This is a genomic window from Dysosmobacter sp. (assembly GCF_052306735.1).
Taxonomy (GTDB): Bacteria; Bacillota; Clostridia; order Oscillospirales; family Oscillospiraceae; genus Oscillibacter.
In genome coordinates this window covers 21,019-37,125 of the sequence record NZ_DAWBAJ010000006.1, presented here as the reverse complement: position 1 = coordinate 37,125, position 16,107 = coordinate 21,019, and the positions used below count along the sequence as shown (strand labels likewise).

Genomic DNA, 16,107 nt, shown 5'->3' with positions numbered 1-16,107 from the left:
CGGCATATCTGTGATATGCCGGGGCTTTTTTGTTTATCCGATGTCCTTGTAGCGGAGCTTATAGTAGCTCCACTGACGCCACTTGAGGACGTCTTCGCTGATCTTGGTGCCGTCGGCCCCCTCCGCCGGGGCCCAGTCCAAGAGATCCCGTTCCTTGATATAGGTGCCGTCCGGGACCATATAGGTCTTTTTCTGCACCACGGGAACTTCCCGGCGGAGCTGGTTGAGGAAGTCGAACCAGGGGCTCTCGCCGGCCCGCCCGGTGAGTTCCAGCACGGTGGAGCCCAGGAAGGCGGCGGAGAGACGGCCGTTTTCCGGAAGATCCAGGGACGCCACGGCATCCTCCCAGTCCAAGGCCTGAGCGGCAGCGTCATTGGCCCAGATGACATAGGGAGTCTCGTAGGAGCACAGGGGATCTTCCCGGTCCTCCTCCGCCACCGCCACATCCATTCCCAACTCCGCGTAGGCCAGCTGATTGTCCCCCAGATAGGGCAGGTGGTCTCCGAAGAATACCAGCACCACGGGCTCGCCGCTCTGGGAGAAATAGTCCACCAGATCCCCCAGCATGGCGTCGGCGTCCCGGGCACCCTCGATATAGACCTTCAGCAGCGTCTCCACTTCCTCCGAGACGGAGACATTCAGGGGCACATCGGGATAGGAGTAGTCCTCTCCATACTTGTCCAGCGTGTAGGACATGTGGTTCTGGATGGTGGTGGTGTAGTGGAAGAGGGGTTCCCCATCCTCCACCGCCGATTCAAATTCCGCCTCAATGAGGCCCGCCATGTAGTCGTCGGTGACCCAGCGGCCCTTGTACGCCACATCCTCCATCTCATCCACGAAGCGGGTGGTCTCCGCGCCGAACCAGCGGTAGACATTCTCCCGGTTGTAGAACCAGTCGTCTCCGGGGTGGAAGAATGAGGTCTGATAGCCGTCGGCGTCAAAGACCCGGAACAGGCTGTCCAGATTCCGGTTCACCACCCGGAAGGAGGAGGTGGTGGTGGCGGAGAGGGCGTTGGTCTGCATACCGGTGAGGACGTCGAACTCCGTGTTGGCAGTGCCGCCTGCGAAGCCAGGCACCACCACGTGTCCGGTAATGGCATGGGGGTCGGCGCGCAGGGCGTGGAGGTTGGGCAGGGGATCGTCCTCCGCTGTGTAGGCAAAGGCGTCATTGTCGGTGATGTCGGAGAAGGCCTCGTTCATTACCATGATGACGTTGACCTCCTGGCCCAGGCCGGTGACCTCTCCGGTCTCCCAGGAGGCCGCCTCCCCCTTGTCAAAGCCCTCAGGCTTGTCGATGGGGTAGGTGGTGAACTGATGGCAGAAGCAGTAGGGGAAGCCCAACTCGTTGAAGACAGAGGGAATATAGTAGGCGTTGGACACCCGGAAAGAATTGTAGAGGCCGTCGGAGGCGTATACTGTCAAAATAAGGCCAACCAGGACCGCCATGCTGGCAGCGGCCCCCAGGATCCGACCCAGCCAACCCCGCAGCCGGGCAACGGGGAAGGGCTTGCCGCCGATGACTAGGCCCAGTGCCGCCAGCACCAGGGATCCCAGCACCACCAGGGCAATGGCTCCCCAGGGGTAGTTGATGTCGTAGGTGCCCATGGCGCTGCCCACTTCTTTCAGCAGGGCAAAGTCCCGGGGGAACACCGGCTCATCCCGCACCTCTATTTTGATGCGGTTGGCAATGGAGAGGGCACATACGGCGAAGTTTACCACCGCCGCGCCGTAAAAGACATTGCGCAGCAGGAAGGACACGGCCAGCAGCAAAAGGCCGATGGGCAGGGCGTTGAGGATGATCAGCAGAGGCTGGCCCCGGAATACCGCCAGGACGCTGCGCAGGGCGTTGGGCTGGCACCACAGGGCCAGCAGGGTAATGCCGCCCGCCAGCAGCACCGCCGCCAGCAAGGAGCCCCACCAGGGCAGCCGGACTTTGGGAAAACGGTCTCGAATCTTCAAATCCACAGATCCTTTCGTAAATTGAACATGAATAGTATCATTATAGTGATTCTGCCCGGAAAAGCAAGGCGGCGGAAGAAAAAAGCAATACGGAGGGTATTTTTTAGTAAAAAAATACCCTCCGTATCGAAAAAACGGGGATCCTACGGCCCGTAGGGTGCGCTGCAGAGGCATCTGTGGTAGAATGAAGCGAATCAACGGAGCAAAGGAGACTGGCATGGACGCGAAGAAAACCGGGGAACTGATCGCCCGGCGCCGCAAGGAACAGGGGCTCAGCCAGGGGGAACTGGCGGAGCGGATCCATGTGACGGACAAGGCCGTCAGCAAATGGGAGACCGGCCGGGGCATGCCGGGCATCGATTCCCTGGAACCTCTGGCAGAGGTGCTGGGCCTCTCCGTCAGCGAGCTGCTCAGCGGACAGCGCCTGACGGCGGAGGAATTGCCGAAAACGGCGGGAGGACAGATCGTGGAGAGTATGCGCAGAGGATGGAAGATGGCGCTCAAAGGGTGCGGCGCGGCAGTGCTGGTCCTGGCCCTGGCGGCGGGAGCCTATCTGGCGGTGCACTGGTTCACCAGCGTACCGGAGACGGACCTGGCCGCTCTTGCCGAAAAGGCGGAGCAGTATCTGGGGACGTGGAACTCCGGCGGGGCTGTGCAGATCGTGGAGACGGAGCGGCGGGGGGACTACCTGGCGGCCCTGTGCACCGACGGGCAGGGAAACTGGTGTATGTGCGTCTACGACCGGGACAGCGTGTTTTCGGACCGCTGGCACGCCGGTGGAGGAAAACCCTCCCTGACTGCCGGGGAGTTGGGCAGCTGGAACTTCGGCAATCCCCGGGAGGCGGTCATCATCCTCTGCGGTGGGGAACTGCCGGAGGAGGCAGCCTATTATACCTTCCAAAACAGCGGCATCACCTACACCTGTCCCGTTGAAGATGGACAGGTGCTGGACGTGTTCCTCCTGCCGGACACTGCCGACATTGCGTCCCACCATCTGAAGCTGCTGGATGAAACCGGGGAGCCCCTGGACTGGCCGGTGGAGGGCACCATTGGGACGGGAGGCGTCACATCCGTACGCTGAACAAAACACCCCCTCCGTATCGGCGGAGGGGGTGTTTCGTTACACCAGCTGGTAGAAAAGACCCCGGGTGGTGGAGTACCATACCAGCTTCCCGTGGGGGCGGCCGGGGATCCGCACGTGGAGGTCCCACTCCGGGTACTGGCGCAGCACCAGAAGGGTTTCTCCCGTCACCAGGGCCACAAAGGAGATGTAGTTATCCTTGCTGGCAGGGTGGCTGCTCTCCACGTACCAGTCCCCGTCGCTCTCCGTCACCCGCAGAGCCTCCTCCGGTGCCGCCTTTTGGGGCGTCAGGGGCTCCAGGGGCCGGCCGCAGCAGGAGACGGCGGCGCCGCCGGTGCAAAAGGACAGATTCCCGCAGACAGGGCAGACGAAAAATCGCGTTTGTTTCATGCTTCCTCCTGTGAGCTGGTTTTCCGCCAGGTCGCCGGAGAGCAGGGCGGGGATATTGACCTGCAGGGCCCCGGAGAGGGCTTCCAGCAAGCTCACGTCCGGGCAGCCCGCTCCCCGCTCCCACTTGCTGACGGTTTTGGGACTGAGGGACAGTGCATCTGCCAGCTGCCGCTGGGTCAGGTGCCGCTCCTGCCGCAGGCGGCGGATCAGCGTCCCGATTTTTTGATAGTCCATGTTGCTCACCTCTCTCCAAAAGATAGCGGATTTTTGCCTCCGGCACAACCGCCGCTGCGTAGACTTTCGGCGCGGACGGCGGAAAAATGCCTCTCTGTACCGGTACAGAGAGGCATTTTTTGACCCGATTCTACAATTTGTATTGCCTTTCTCAGAAGGTCACGACTTCCTGAGCGGGTTTTTCGCAGGGGGCGATGGACAGCACGTTCATCACCGGCCCCTTGCCCTTGTAGGCCTTGTGCTCCTCCACCCCCATGCGGGCGGTGACTTCGATCCAGTCCCGGTTGTTGTACTGGTCCAGACCGTCGCCCCGGGCGATGAGGCCATAGAAGGTGATATCGTTTTCGCAGCACACCATGGCGAAGCGGCCGGGGCAGTGGATGCCCGGGTACTTCTTGGAGTGGCACATGATGAGCTTCATGTGCACCAGCTTGCCGTCATAGCGCTCCGGATGGTCCATGACGTCCACATACCACACGCCGTAGTCATCGTCGGGTACGTCGATGACCTCCTGGGTGAGGTCGAAGGGGCACTCGTCCCCGGTGAGGTAGTCCTCGGAGTTGCCGTCATTGTCCTCCAGGTAGATGTCCGCCCGGCGGTTCACCATCCGCAGGTTCCGGCTGCGCAGGGAGGCCTTGAGCTCCTCCGTGCAGCGGTTGAACACCAGCATGTCGGCGTTGGTGATCTTCTCCATCATGATCTGGCCCATGTTCTTGGCGTACATCTCAAAGGTGGAGGCTTCCACAAAGGTCATGATCTGGTAGAGTACCCAGTTGGCGGGCAGCACCTCCCGGTACAGCCGCTCCATCTGCCACATGCCGTTGTACTCAATGAGCACCTGCTTGGGGCGGTACTCCTTCTCCCAAGCCTTCAGCTGGGAGCACTTGAGATCCTCCTCGTTTTCCACCGTCACCACTGTGACGTTGTCCAGGGCCCGGGGGTTGTACTCCTCCTCGCCCTCCTCGCAGCAGATCAGCAGCGTCCGGTCCTGGCGGGCGAAGCCGTCCTCCAGGATGCCATTGATGAAATTGGTCTTGCCGGCGTCCAGAAAGCCGGCCACCAGATAAACAGGAATATCCATGTAATGCTTAACACCTTTCCACCGGCGTCCGTTTGGTCCTTACAGGCCGAACAGCTCCGCCAGCTTGTCCTCTTTGAGCTCCGCGCCGATGACGCACAGCCGGCCCGTGTAGTCGGGATGACCCGTCCGGACGTCGTGTTCCTCCGGCACGTAGTCGAACTCGATCCACGCGCCGTCGGCACCGCCCACGATGCCCTTGGCCCGGAGGATTTTGCCGTACTCGCCGGAGTCCAGGGCCGTCAGGATGCGGTCAATGTCGGCACGCTGGAAGGTCTTGGGGGTCTCCTTGCCCCAGGAGGTGAAGACCTCGTCGGCGTGGTGGTGATGGTGGTGGCAGGAGCAATGAGGATCGTCGCATTCGTGGTCGTGATCGTGATGATGCTCGTGCTCATGCTCATGCTCGTGGTCATGCTCATGTTCATGATGATGTTCATGTTCATGCTCATGGTCGTGATGGTGCTCGTGTTCGTGCTCGGCCTCTTCCGCCTCGTGCTCGGCGCGCATCTTGGCCAGAAGCTCGTCTGCCAGGGAGACCTTCTCCATGGCGGAGAGGATCACCTTGCCGTCCAGGTCATCCCAGGGGGTGGTGAGGATGGCGGCGTCGGGGTTCTTCTCCCGCAGCATGGCCACGGCGGCCTCCAGCTTCTCCTGGGAGACCTTCTGGGTACGGGAGAGGACGATGGCCCCGGCGGATTCGATCTGGTTGTTGTAGAACTCGCCGAAGTTCTTCATGTACACCTTCACCTTGGTGGCGTCGGCCACGGTGGTAAAGCTGTTGAGGGTCATCTCGGGCTCATCGGCGATGGTGTTCTGCACCGCCACGATGACATCGGAGAGCTTGCCCACGCCGGAGGGCTCGATAAGGATGCGGTCGGGATGGAACTGGGACTGTACCTCCCGCAGGGCCTTGCCGAAGTCACCCACCAGGGAGCAGCAGATGCATCCGGAGCTCATCTCGGAGATCTGGACGCCGGACTCCTTCAAAAAGCCGCCGTCAATGCTGATCTCGCCGAACTCATTTTCAATGAGCACCAGCTTCTCCCCCTGGAAGGCCTGAGAGAGGAGCTTTTTGATGAGGGTCGTCTTTCCGGCTCCCAAAAATCCGGAGATAATGTCAATTTTGGTCACGATATCAAGTCCTTTGCTGTAAATTTACGGAACAAACCTAACTATACCATTAAAATTAGAAATTGCAACCATACGGGCAAAAATTTTTAGCGCCCTCGGGATTTCCGGGCGGTTTCATAGGAGAGAAGCTCCCGGGCCACGGTGCCGGAGCACAGAAGAAGGCAGATGAGGTTGGGCAGCACCATCAGGGCGTTGAAGAGATCGGATACTGCGAACACCAGCTCCAGCTCCGCCCCGGCCCCCAGCAGACACAAGAGCACAAAGAGAATCCGGTACAGACTCACCAGACGGGTGCCCAGCAAAAACTCGAAGGCCTTTTCTCCCAGATACTCCCAGCCCAGAATGGTGGAAAAGGCGAACAGGGCCACGCACACCGCTACCACCGCGGCCCCCGCCGGGCCCAGCACCGTCTCAAAGGCGGCTATGGTCAGGGCCGCGCCGCTGTGGACCGTGCCTTCCAGGACACCGGAACAGCAGATGGCAAGGCCGGTCACCGTACAGACCACCATGGTATCCAGCACCGTGGCGGTCATGTTGAGGTAGCCCTGACGCACCGGAGAGTCCGTGGCGGCGCAGGCGGCGGAGATGGCGGCGGAGCCCATGCCTGCCTCGTTGGAAAAGACGCCCCGGGAGACCCCGTAGCGCAGGGCGTCGACTGCCGATGCGGCGGCAGTGCCTGCAGCGCCTCCGGCAGCAGCGCCGGGGGTGAAGGCCCGGGAGAGGATCTCCTCCAGAACGCCGGGCAGGGCGTCGCGGTTGCCCAGAATCACAGCGGCGGCGGCCCCCAGATACAAAAGGGCCATGGCGGGCACCACCAGGGAGGCCGCCCGGGCGATGGAGCGGATGCCGCCGGAGAGAATGGCCAGAGCCAGAGCGGACACCACCACGCCGGTGAGAAGGGCCGGGGCGCCGAAGGCGCGCTCCAGAGCGGCGGCAATGGAGTTGGACTGGGTCATGTCCCCGATGCCGAAGGAGGCCAGCAGGGTGGAGAGAGCGAAGATCCCTCCCAGCAGTGCCCCCAGCCACCGGGGACGGATGGCCTGGCGCATGACATACATGGGCCCGCCGCACATCTCCCCCCGGCTGTTGCGCTGGCGGTACTTCACTGCCAGCAGGCACTCGGCGCACTTACTGGAGAGGCCCAGAGCCGCGGAGAGCTCCATCCACACCAGGGCGCCGGGGCCGCCGGAGGCCAGGGCTGTGGCCACGCCCACGATGTTGCCGGTGCCGATGGTGGCGGCCAGTGTGGTCATCAGGGCGGAGAAGGGGGAGACGTCCCCGGTTCCCCGGGCGGAGCGGGCCTCCCGGCTGAACACTATACTCAGGGCGTGGGGCAGGTTCCGCCAGGGGAGAAAGCGGGTGCGGATGAGCAGAAAGAGACCCGTGCCGGTGAGGAGGACCAGGGTGCCCGGCCCCCACAGCAGGCGGCTGGCCGCCTGAATCCATTGGAGTAACGACATCGTACCGCTCCTTATCAATCAGCTTTAGGAAAAGCGTATGCGCCATCTCCGGTAAAACATGCGCCGAAGGCGGCTGGCCTTCGGCGCGATAAATGGAGGGCGGATCAGCTCTCCATATGGCGGCCCAGGAATGCGGCGATGGTCTGGGCCAGCTTGTATTCGGTGTCCCCGGTAGCGTCCTTGGGGTCTGCGGAGATGAAGAGTACCAGCCCCAGCAGATCGCCCTCCGCCAGAATGGGGGCTGCCACGCAGCAGCGGAGCTTATCATTTCCTTCCGTCACCGGCACGGCGTCGCTGCCGCTGTGCTGGTAGATCCGGCGGCTGTCCATGATCTGCTCCAGCTCCTGGGAGATGCGCTTGCCCAGCAGCTCCCGCTTGGACCCGCCTGCCACGGCGATGATGGTGTCCCGGTCCGTCACGGCACACGTGCAGCCGGTGGAGCGGCTCATGGTTTCGCACAGATCCGCGGCAAATTCCTCCACACCGCCCAGCAGGGAGTATTTTTTGAAGATCACCTCACCGTCCCGGCTGGTGTAGATCTCCAGAGGGTCGCCGTCATTGATAACATTGGCATGGAACACCTTGTCCGGCCGCTGCTTAGCGGTCTGGACGATGGTGACGGGTGAGATATGTTCCATGCCCCGCTTAAAATTTGCGGTGCCCTCCCCGGTGGTCGCCATGGCAGCTACCGCTTCCGGCTGTTCCACAGGCAGCGTGCCGGAGCGGAGGATGGCATCGATATCCGCCTGAAGCTGGATCTCCAGATGGTCCTCGTAGACCTTGATCTGTCGAATCATGAGCTCCAGATCGTTTCGCTCCAGGGGTTCCTTGCTGAGAATATCCTCGAAAACATCCATGGCGGTGCGGGCAGCCCGATTCACCTGGATGATGGTATTGCGTTTGTTCGAGAGCATCGAGATTTGATGGTTGATGCCCTCAATCTTTTTCTGAAGGTCGGCCTCCAACTCATCGTAGGTCTGCTCCAGGATCTCCTCCTGCTCGGGGTGCTTCATCAAGTCCCGGATGCGCTGACGCTTGGTGACCTTCAGTTCCTCCTGAAGATCAGTGAGCACCTCCGCCAGATGATCAGCGCTCTGTTCTGCCTCGTGTACGTCCTCCTGCTCCCGGGCAAGATCCTCATTGAGCTGTGCCAGCATATTGGAAGAGTGGTCCATCACTTGCCGGACATAGGATTTCAGCAGCTCGTCCAGTTTGTCGGTGCGGATGTGATGGGAGGTACAGCCGGCCCGGCCCCGGCGGTGGTAGGTGCCGCAGGTATAGGCGCTTTTCAGGTTGCTGCGGCTCATGGCGAACATGGGACTGCCGCAGTCGCCGCACACCAGAAAACCGGAATACACATTGTCGTATTTCTTGATTCCCCGGTAGTGGGACGTGGTGCGCTTTTCTCGCAGGGCTCTGGTGGTAGCGAAGGTACGGTAATCGATGATGGCTTGGTGGTGGTTCTCAATGACGATCTGCTCGTCCTCATCCCGGAGCATGTCCTTGCCGTTGATCTTCTTGCGAGTGTATTTGCCTTGGCGCAGAGTCCCGATGTAGAAATCGTTGTCCAGGATGCCCTGCACCGTCACAATGGCCCAGATTGGTTTGACCGTCCGCTTGTACTCCTCTCCAGCAGCCTCCTTTCGGTCCCGCTCCGCCATGCGGGGGGTGGGGATGCCTTGGTCCGTGAGGTAGTTGGCAATCTTCTTGTACCCCCAGCCCTCCTCGTTGTAGAGGCGAAAGATGGAGCGGACAATATCTGCCTCAGTGGGGACAATCTCGAACTCCTGCCGTTTGTTGACGATGTACCCGTAGGGAGCTGCACAAATCCATTTCCCATCGGCCTGCCGCCGCTTGATGACATTGCGCACTTTTTTGCTGGTGTCGGTAACAGGCATCTCGTTGATGAGAAACTGAAACTGGATCTTCAGCCAATCGTCGTCGTTGGGAAAGTCGATGCCGTCTCCGATGGAGATGATCCGCACTCCGGCGTCCCGTAGGTCCTCTAGCTCCACCAGTCCCCGGCTGTTGCGCCGGGAGAAACGCGAGAAGTCCTTGACGATGAGAATGTCGTACTGATGGGACACCAGCCCCTTCCGCATGGCCTGATAACCTTCCCGCTGCTCGAAGGTGTAGCCGGAGCGGTCTCGGTCCTCGTAGAAGGTGAGGGTGCTGCCGGGAAATTTTTGCTTCACAAAGTCCTCGATGATGGCCTTCTGGTTTTCGATGGACACATTGTCCCGGTCCAGTTCATCGTCTACGGAGATACGGGTGTACCCCGCAATATCAAAGGTCTCGATCACGGCTTGTCACCCCCTTTCAAGTACTGTTCCATAGCCCGGTCAAACTCGGAGATGTAGTCGGCATCCTGCTTCTTCCGGAATTCGGCGTAGATGCCGCTGACCTTCTTCACCGCCGCCTCCCGGGAGATGCAGCCCTTTCCCTCCAGCACATTCCGCCGGTTGTTGGTGAGAAAGCGGTCTGTCTCATGAAGCCAGTCTTCCATGGACATGGGCACCTGGTCCTCCGCCATCAACTCGGCATAGTCGATGAACATGGTCACCAGACGGTTCAGGCGGGAGAGTTCTTTTTCGTTGAGATAGTTTTTGGCTACCAGGGTGTCGCTTTTCAAGATCTTTCCGTCCGGCGCCCCCTTCCAGGTGGTGAGGCCCATGGTGGGACTGTCCAGGGTAGCCCGCTCCGCAATCAGTTCCGCTGCTGTCTTGCCGGTGACGGCAAAGTGGAGCTTGTTCTGTACGAATGCGTAGAAGGCTTTTGTCGTTTCACTGTTCTTGTCGTAGTCATAGCTGCACTGCTCAAATACATCGGCAATCTTCTGATAAGCCCGGCGCTCACTGGCCCGGATCTCTCGGATGCGCTCCAGCAGTTCGTCGAAGTAGTCCCGGCCGAAAGGCTTGCCGTTTTTCAGCATATCATCGTTGAGGACAAAGCCCTTGGTGATGTACTCTTTCAGCGTTTTCGTGGCCCACTGGCGGAACCGGGTGGCTTTTTTGGAGTTTACGCGGTAACCCACGGCAATGATGACGTCCAGGTTATAATGCTCCAGGGTGCGGCGAACCTGCCGGGAGCCCTCCTGGCGAACTACCGAGATTTTCTCGGTAGTTGCCTCCGGCGTCAGTTCCTTCTCCTCGTAGATATTTTTTAGGTGCAGAGAGATATTGTCGGTTGTACAGTCAAATAATTCTGCCATCCCGCTTTGGGTGAGCCAGAAGGTCTCGTCCCGGAACACAACACTGACAAACTCCTTCTCCCCATCGTTGCTGTAAAGCAGAATCTCTCCCTGCTGCATCGGTCGTTGATCCATGATGTCCCTCTTTCAACAATATGGATAAATTTCTTGCCCACAATTACAGATAACATTGTATATTGAATTTTGAGAAATAGCAAGCAAAAAAGCAAACACGGGGGGAGGCAATTTCATACTGCTTCCCCCATCTTTTACACGGTCATGGTTTGGTGCTCCGGCTTCTGTCTCAAGACTTCCTTTTCCGCCAGCCGCCGCCGGTTATACAGCAGAAGGTCCCGGGTCTGCTGATACAAGTCTGCTTCTCCGGAGAGAAAGACTGCCACCAGATAGTCCTGCGCGGTATATTCCCGACAGAGGGGTTTTATATATTCCCGGATGGCAGGGTTGTTTTTCTCCTGGTTGGTCAGCCAGAACTCAACAAGATGAGGTTGCTCTCTGATTCGCATACGCAATGGGCGATCATCTCCTTTCCACTATTTTCCTCAAAAACAAAAACTCTATTCACATACTCTGCCGTAAAACCAGATCTTCTTCGTGATCGTCCTCTCTGTGGCCCATGGCGATCTTCAGCTCCCGCTCGCGGAGCAGTACCTTGTGGTCCATGTGCTGGCGCATGGTGGTGGCATCCCTCACGGGATCAGGATCTTGACCGCACTCCAGAGAGCGGCCAAGCCGGACCAGATCACCTGCAAGACCACCATGGCTACCATGGTGCCCAGCAGGATCAGAGCCAGCCATACCACGACCGACATCGCTGTTCTCAAATTGGGCGGAGAGATAGAGATCTCTTTCTTCTTCCCAGCCTGTTTCAGTAGCCGCTGTACTTCCGCCATATCTCGCGTCAGTGCCTCCATCTGTTCCCGGGTGGGGTACAGCTCCCTCCGGCTGGAAACCTCCCGCAGAAGGGCTGTGTGGGCCGCTGTGTGCTGCTCCAGCTCGTCCAGCCGATGGAGCAGCTCCTGCCACTCCTCTTTGCTGGGACAGGTTTGGGTTGGTATCGGCTGCGGAGCGTTCCTCCGCTTCAATTCCTCCATGGGCAAGCGCTGCCCGGATTCGGAACTCATATTCCATGACCTCCTTGGTGTACTTTTCATCGTGGAGCCTGTCGTCCCGGCACTTCATTCCCGTGGGCGTGGTGTAGGTGATGTTCTTTCGGCTGTCCGTCCAGCGCACCTGATATCCCTCGCTCTCCATCAGAGAGATGAATTCCTCTCTGGTGAAAGCGTACCGCATGCACTGATCGATGGTATTTATCAGCCGGAACTTCCAGCTCTCGCCCTTGGCAGCGGAGCGGTATTCTCTGGCGCTCATACTTCTTGCTTTCCTCTGTTGCTGCTTCGGCAAAACGGAAAGGTTGTATTTCAGGCAGAGTCCATCGGAGAGTGTGCGCAGACCGCTCAAGGTGTTCGGCCCCTGGCGGAGCATCTTCCCAGACTTATAACAGACCGCGTTCACAATGAAATGGGAGTGGATGTGTTCAGCGTCTGTGTGAGTGGCGATGAGCACCTCACTGTCCGGCCACGCCTGCTCCGCAAATTCCCGTGCCACCTGGTGTGCCAAGGCTCCGGTGATGTCCTCGTTCGGGGAGAAGGACTGGACATAGTGATAGAACCAGACAGGGCTGTCCTTCCGGTGCATCTGCCGGGTGGCAATAAACTCCTGGGCGGCCAGCTGCGGCGTGCAGTTCTGTCCGCTGACCAGCTGCCAGCCGTCCTCCTGCTCCGTTTTCTGCTTTTGGGACACATAACCCGCCACGCCGCGAAGCGCTCCTGCGGATTGCTTCTGGTATTTGATGAATGTGACGGTAGCCATCAGCGCACCTCCCGGTCAGTCAGTTCCTGCAATTTCAGATAGACCTGGCTGAGCGATTGCCACGCATCCCCCAGATGGACTTCTTTGATCCTGCCCATATTGCACAGTACCACCAGCTGATTGATGCTGCGTCCGATGCCCTTGAGTTCATGGGTGATCTCTTTCAGTCCATCGATCACCACCACCCTGTGCCGCAGTGCCGCCGCGCGCACATAAGCCCCCACTGGCATCTGGGCCGTTTCCGCTTTTGCTGCGATGCTGTCATACTGCTCCCGCGTGAGCCGGAGCGTGATCCGCACTTCCTTTTTCTGTTTCATGCGGCACCTCCGTTCTCAAAGTGGGTCCGGGCTTCCGCCCGGAATCCGCCGGTTTCCGGCGGCGCCAAGTCCGACAAAGTCGGACGAAGGCTCTGCTTGCCCTCTCGTCGGAAGCGACTGCGCATCCGTCGCTTCCGACTGAGGTCGAAAGCTCCCTCGCTCCGTGCTTCCTCCTCTCCCCGGCGAAACCGCTCCGCTGGGTTTTGCCGAGGACCTCGTTATGGAGGAATCCATATCTCCAGTCCTTACCGTGTTCTCCTCAGTGGGTCGATTATCGGAGACAGGGTCGATGGTGACGCTCTTTGCGGCAGCGGGATCATCGACACCATCGGCCCTCCGCAGGCAGATGAGCCGCTCTCCGTTGCTCTTGCGGAAGGACACGGTAATGCCGCCGCGCCTTAGGGCATCAACGCTTTTTCGGATCTGGTGGGAGAAGCTGTTGGGCGTCAGGCCCTCCAGACCGGCAGGGTCGATCTTTTCCAGCAGCGCCTTGGCAGGGGCGAAGATCTCCTGTTGCTCTCGCAGCAGCGTGGAGAGAAGTGCCAGAATGCGTCCGTGCGATTCTCTCAGCTGTTCACACTCGTCCGCCAGCAGATTCCAGATGTGAGTCTCTCCGCTGAACTCCAGAGACAGTTCCCGGTAGGCAATGTCTCTGCCGGTGCAGTAGAGGGTGGCAGTGTTCTCCCGCCGCTTGTTCTTGTGGAGCACGAAGTTGGAGTCCGTGGCGCCGCTGAGACCTGTGGTGCCGGAGATCATGTTCATGGGATCGTCGTCACCCAGCTTGCGCAGGTGATGGACCAGCAGCACGGCAATGCGGTGCCGGTCCGCCAGTGCTTTGAGTACACCGATGTCCCGATAGTCGTTGGCGTAGGGATTGGCATCGTTGCTCATGGTCCGGATGCGCTGCAGCGTATCGATGACAACGAGCCCTGTGGCCGGGTGCTCTTTGAGGAACTGCTCGATCTGTTCCACCAGTCCGCTGTGGAGCTGTTCTGCCATCACAGCAAAGTGTAGTGTGGGCGGCGCGTCCTCGGTGAGATCGAAGAGCCGGCTCTGGATGCGCTGGAAGCTGTCCTCCAGACAGAGGTAGAGGACTTCGCAGGAGTGCGTGGGAAAGTTCCAGAGGGGCTCACCTTGGGCTACCCGGAGACACAGCCACAGCGCCAGCCAGGACTTTCCAATCTTCGGCGCACCGGCCAGCAGGTGCAGTCCCTGGGGCAGCAGATCATCCACGAGGAAAGTGATCGGTTCATAGGAAATGGTTTGCAGGGCATCGGCGTCTATGGTATCGAGTTTTTTTATTGGCATGAGAACCTCCTGATGGTTTTGAAATTCAGAGGAAGAAAATCTTGCGTTTCGGCAGGCTCTCTGTTAGACTGAACACAGATGGGATCTGCGTTTTCCGAAACGCGGCGCGCCGCCAGACTGTTGCAGCAGTTTGGCGGTTTTCCTTTTGCTGCGGTGGATGATCGCTCTTCACCTCCTTGTGATTTGAGTGCCCCGTACCGGTGTGTTTCCTGCTCCTTCGGTACGCTTGTTCGCTGTCACATAGCCAGCGAAGTCCCGGCGATACTGACCTTGGAGCTTTTGCTCTCCGGCGGTGGGGATGCAGTTGTCAAGGTACAGAGATTGCGTACTCAATCAGAGTATGATATACTGATCGGGTACAAGACCAGTATAACAGATACGCAAATCGTTACAAGGCTTGGGAACACAGTTTTGCGCCTATGAGAACAAGTTGGGTAAAGGATTCAAACTCTATCGGGTACAGAGGAGGCGCGGCAGACCATGTATTACATGAATCAGGATGCGGTGGATTACTTTCGGGTGGATTTCACGCCGACCGAGAGCATCGTAGGTGGGAAGCACTACCCCCTGGGGACCTTTGCCGCAGAGATGATGGAGTGCGGTTGGGATGGGATCGCGGAGATCCGTCAGCCGATGGAGCGGTTCCAGAAGGAGTTCCAGATATTCCTGGCAGCCAGAGATGTGTCCAGCGCGTCCACGGCGTTCCATGCCATGCGGGAGCTGTGGCAGGTGTTGGGGAAGCTGCCAGTCTACAACAAGCTGATGGTGGAGGGCCACCGGCTGCCCGGCCTGATCCCCTATCTGCGCGGGCACCAGGATCTGCTGGACGAGATGCTGACACCGGGGACACCCCGCAACGAGGGGTACACCCGGTGGATGGGGAAGTTGGAACGGCTGGAGGACGAGCTGCAGTCCTTTGTCAGAAACACGCAGTGGATGTTGGACGAATTCTTTCAGGAACTTCCGACCAGAAAGCGGCAGGACTATATCCGAGCCTACGCCCGATACCGTGATGTGATCGAAGATGCCATACAGGAAAAGGAGGACATGGAGGACGAGGGAGAGGAGTGGGAGGATCAGACTGTGGATCTAGACTCGATCTCCTTTACGTTTCCTGTGAACATTTCGCTGGTTCCCGTTCTGGACCCGAAGTCTCGCCGGCCGACGCTGGCGGAGCAGATGACCTTTGAGAGCCTCCCGGGCTTTTTGTACATGGACCTGTACAAAGGGATGGCTGCCGGAAATCTGCCCCGGCGCTGCGCTCACTGCCGCCGGTGGTTCCTGGCGATGGGTGGATATGATACCCGCTACTGCAACCGGGTGGTGCCTGGCACCAACGGAAAGACCTGCCGGAAGGTGGGTGCCCATGAGCGGGAGAAGCAGAAGCAGAAGACGGAGACGGCTGTCCGGGAGTACAAGCGGACCTATAACCGGCTGAAGGCGCGGAAGCGGCGGGGACAGATCACCGTGGATGAATGGAACCGGCAGGTGGCACAGGCCCAGGAGCTGAAGGACGCTTTCACGGCCCGGCAGATGGCCAAGGAAGAGTATGTGAAGAAACTCAATGAGCTGTGAGAACACAGGAAGCCTGCCCCACTTGGGACAGGCTTCTTGTATCGTACCAGTGATTTTTACGAAACGGAACAGGCACCTGTCTCAGCTTCTTCGGCTGATGGCAGATGCCTGTTTTCTTGGTAATGATTCAATTCGTTGACTAGTTCCCATGCCAATTCGAATCCGCAGAGGAAACCATCTAGGGATCTTTCTTCGATGATATGGTTCTGGGTATCGATGATCCGCAGCACCAGTTTTCTCTCTGGTTTTTCCAGCCGCTCGATCAGCTGGCGGTGGCAGGTCTCGACTTCCTGCTCGTATTCCGCTATGGGCAGAGGAATGTAGAATCGGTCATAGAGCGATTTCAGAGCTTCGTTCATGTGTCTCGCCTCCTTGCAGCAAGACACCATACCACCAGAGGAAGAAAAAAACCACTGCCAAAACTTTAAAATTCACCCATGAAGACAACAACGTGATATTGAACCAAAGGGTGGCATTGAAAGAAATGATACTTG

General features: G+C 59.1%; 13 protein-coding genes. 2 read left to right on the top strand and 11 right to left on the bottom strand.

Annotated features, from left to right (window positions below; all coding sequences use genetic code 11):
* Positions 1–33: 33 nt before the first annotated feature.
* Positions 34–1,959, bottom strand: a complete 1,926-nt coding sequence (locus ACT67G_RS02835) for an LTA synthase family protein (RefSeq protein ID WP_443662931.1) — start codon at positions 1,957–1,959, stop codon at positions 34–36.
* A gap of 217 nt (positions 1,960–2,176) precedes the next feature.
* Here ACT67G_RS02835 and ACT67G_RS02830 point away from each other — a divergent pair, with 217 nt between their 5' ends.
* Positions 2,177–3,040 carry a helix-turn-helix domain-containing protein gene (locus ACT67G_RS02830; protein ID WP_443662930.1) on the top strand — a complete coding sequence of 288 codons (864 nt, stop codon included), beginning with the start codon at positions 2,177–2,179 and terminating at the stop codon, positions 3,038–3,040.
* Positions 3,041–3,079: 39 nt separating this feature from the next.
* Here ACT67G_RS02830 and ACT67G_RS02825 read toward each other — a convergent pair whose 3' ends face one another.
* The 9 genes from ACT67G_RS02825 to ACT67G_RS02785 all read right to left on the bottom strand — a co-directional run bounded on the left by ACT67G_RS02825 (position 3,080) and on the right by ACT67G_RS02785 (position 14,038).
* Complete coding sequence (locus ACT67G_RS02825) at positions 3,080–3,664, bottom strand: helix-turn-helix transcriptional regulator (protein ID WP_326214919.1); 585 nt, start codon at positions 3,662–3,664, stop codon at positions 3,080–3,082.
* 151 nt (positions 3,665–3,815) lie between these two features.
* Entirely contained in the window at positions 3,816–4,745 is a 930-nt protein-coding gene (locus tag ACT67G_RS02820; RefSeq protein ID WP_326214921.1) for a TIGR03943 family putative permease subunit, read from the bottom strand.
* Positions 4,746–4,784: 39 nt separating this feature from the next.
* Positions 4,785–5,873, bottom strand: coding sequence for a CobW family GTP-binding protein (locus ACT67G_RS02815; protein WP_443662929.1), 1,089 nt, complete (start codon positions 5,871–5,873; stop codon positions 4,785–4,787).
* A gap of 86 nt (positions 5,874–5,959) precedes the next feature.
* Complete coding sequence (locus ACT67G_RS02810; RefSeq protein ID WP_443662928.1) at positions 5,960–7,333, bottom strand: alanine/glycine:cation symporter family protein; 1,374 nt, start codon at positions 7,331–7,333, stop codon at positions 5,960–5,962.
* 104 nt (positions 7,334–7,437) lie between these two features.
* Positions 7,438–9,636, bottom strand: coding sequence for a stage V sporulation T C-terminal domain-containing protein (locus tag ACT67G_RS02805; RefSeq protein WP_443662927.1), 2,199 nt, complete (start codon positions 9,634–9,636; stop codon positions 7,438–7,440).
* Entirely contained in the window at positions 9,633–10,658 is a 1,026-nt protein-coding gene (locus ACT67G_RS02800) for a virulence RhuM family protein (protein WP_443662926.1), read from the bottom strand. The genes ACT67G_RS02805 and ACT67G_RS02800 overlap by 4 nt, the downstream gene beginning before the upstream one ends.
* Positions 10,659–11,102: 444 nt before the next feature.
* A complete protein-coding gene (locus tag ACT67G_RS02795) occupies positions 11,103–12,413 on the bottom strand; it encodes a relaxase/mobilization nuclease domain-containing protein (RefSeq protein ID WP_443662925.1) in 1,311 nt (436 codons plus the stop codon).
* Positions 12,413–12,730, bottom strand: coding sequence for a plasmid mobilization protein (locus ACT67G_RS02790; RefSeq protein ID WP_443662924.1), 318 nt, complete (start codon positions 12,728–12,730; stop codon positions 12,413–12,415). The genes ACT67G_RS02795 and ACT67G_RS02790 overlap by 1 nt, the downstream gene beginning before the upstream one ends.
* A gap of 15 nt (positions 12,731–12,745) precedes the next feature.
* Positions 12,746–14,038, bottom strand: coding sequence for an AAA family ATPase (locus ACT67G_RS02785; RefSeq protein ID WP_443662923.1), 1,293 nt, complete (start codon positions 14,036–14,038; stop codon positions 12,746–12,748).
* 480 nt (positions 14,039–14,518) lie between these two features.
* On the opposite strand from ACT67G_RS02785, the gene ACT67G_RS02780 reads away from it, so the two are divergent.
* On the top strand, positions 14,519–15,613 hold the full coding sequence (locus ACT67G_RS02780; RefSeq protein ID WP_443662922.1) for a DUF6076 domain-containing protein: 1,095 nt from the start codon (positions 14,519–14,521) through the stop codon (positions 15,611–15,613).
* Between the two features lie 56 nt (positions 15,614–15,669).
* Here ACT67G_RS02780 and ACT67G_RS02775 read toward each other — a convergent pair whose 3' ends face one another.
* Positions 15,670–15,972, bottom strand: a complete 303-nt coding sequence (locus tag ACT67G_RS02775; RefSeq protein WP_443662921.1) for a DUF6809 family protein — start codon at positions 15,970–15,972, stop codon at positions 15,670–15,672.
* Positions 15,973–16,107: the final 135 nt, after the last annotated feature.

Coding starts and splice junctions, on each gene's coding strand:
- ACT67G_RS02810 (WP_443662928.1), bottom strand. CDS start 7,333: ATGTCGTTACTCCAATGGATTCAGGCGGCCAGCCGCCTGCTGTGGGGG.
- ACT67G_RS02790 (WP_443662924.1), bottom strand. CDS start 12,730: ATGAAACAGAAAAAGGAAGTGCGGATCACGCTCCGGCTCACGCGGGAG.
- ACT67G_RS02830 (WP_443662930.1), top strand. CDS start 2,177: ATGGACGCGAAGAAAACCGGGGAACTGATCGCCCGGCGCCGCAAGGAA.
- ACT67G_RS02780 (WP_443662922.1), top strand. CDS start 14,519: ATGTATTACATGAATCAGGATGCGGTGGATTACTTTCGGGTGGATTTC.
- ACT67G_RS02775 (WP_443662921.1), bottom strand. CDS start 15,972: ATGAACGAAGCTCTGAAATCGCTCTATGACCGATTCTACATTCCTCTG.
- ACT67G_RS02825 (WP_326214919.1), bottom strand. CDS start 3,664: ATGGACTATCAAAAAATCGGGACGCTGATCCGCCGCCTGCGGCAGGAG.
- ACT67G_RS02785 (WP_443662923.1), bottom strand. CDS start 14,038: ATGCCAATAAAAAAACTCGATACCATAGACGCCGATGCCCTGCAAACC.
- ACT67G_RS02795 (WP_443662925.1), bottom strand. CDS start 12,413: ATGGCTACCGTCACATTCATCAAATACCAGAAGCAATCCGCAGGAGCG.
- ACT67G_RS02800 (WP_443662926.1), bottom strand. CDS start 10,658: ATGGATCAACGACCGATGCAGCAGGGAGAGATTCTGCTTTACAGCAAC.
- ACT67G_RS02820 (WP_326214921.1), bottom strand. CDS start 4,745: ATGGATATTCCTGTTTATCTGGTGGCCGGCTTTCTGGACGCCGGCAAG.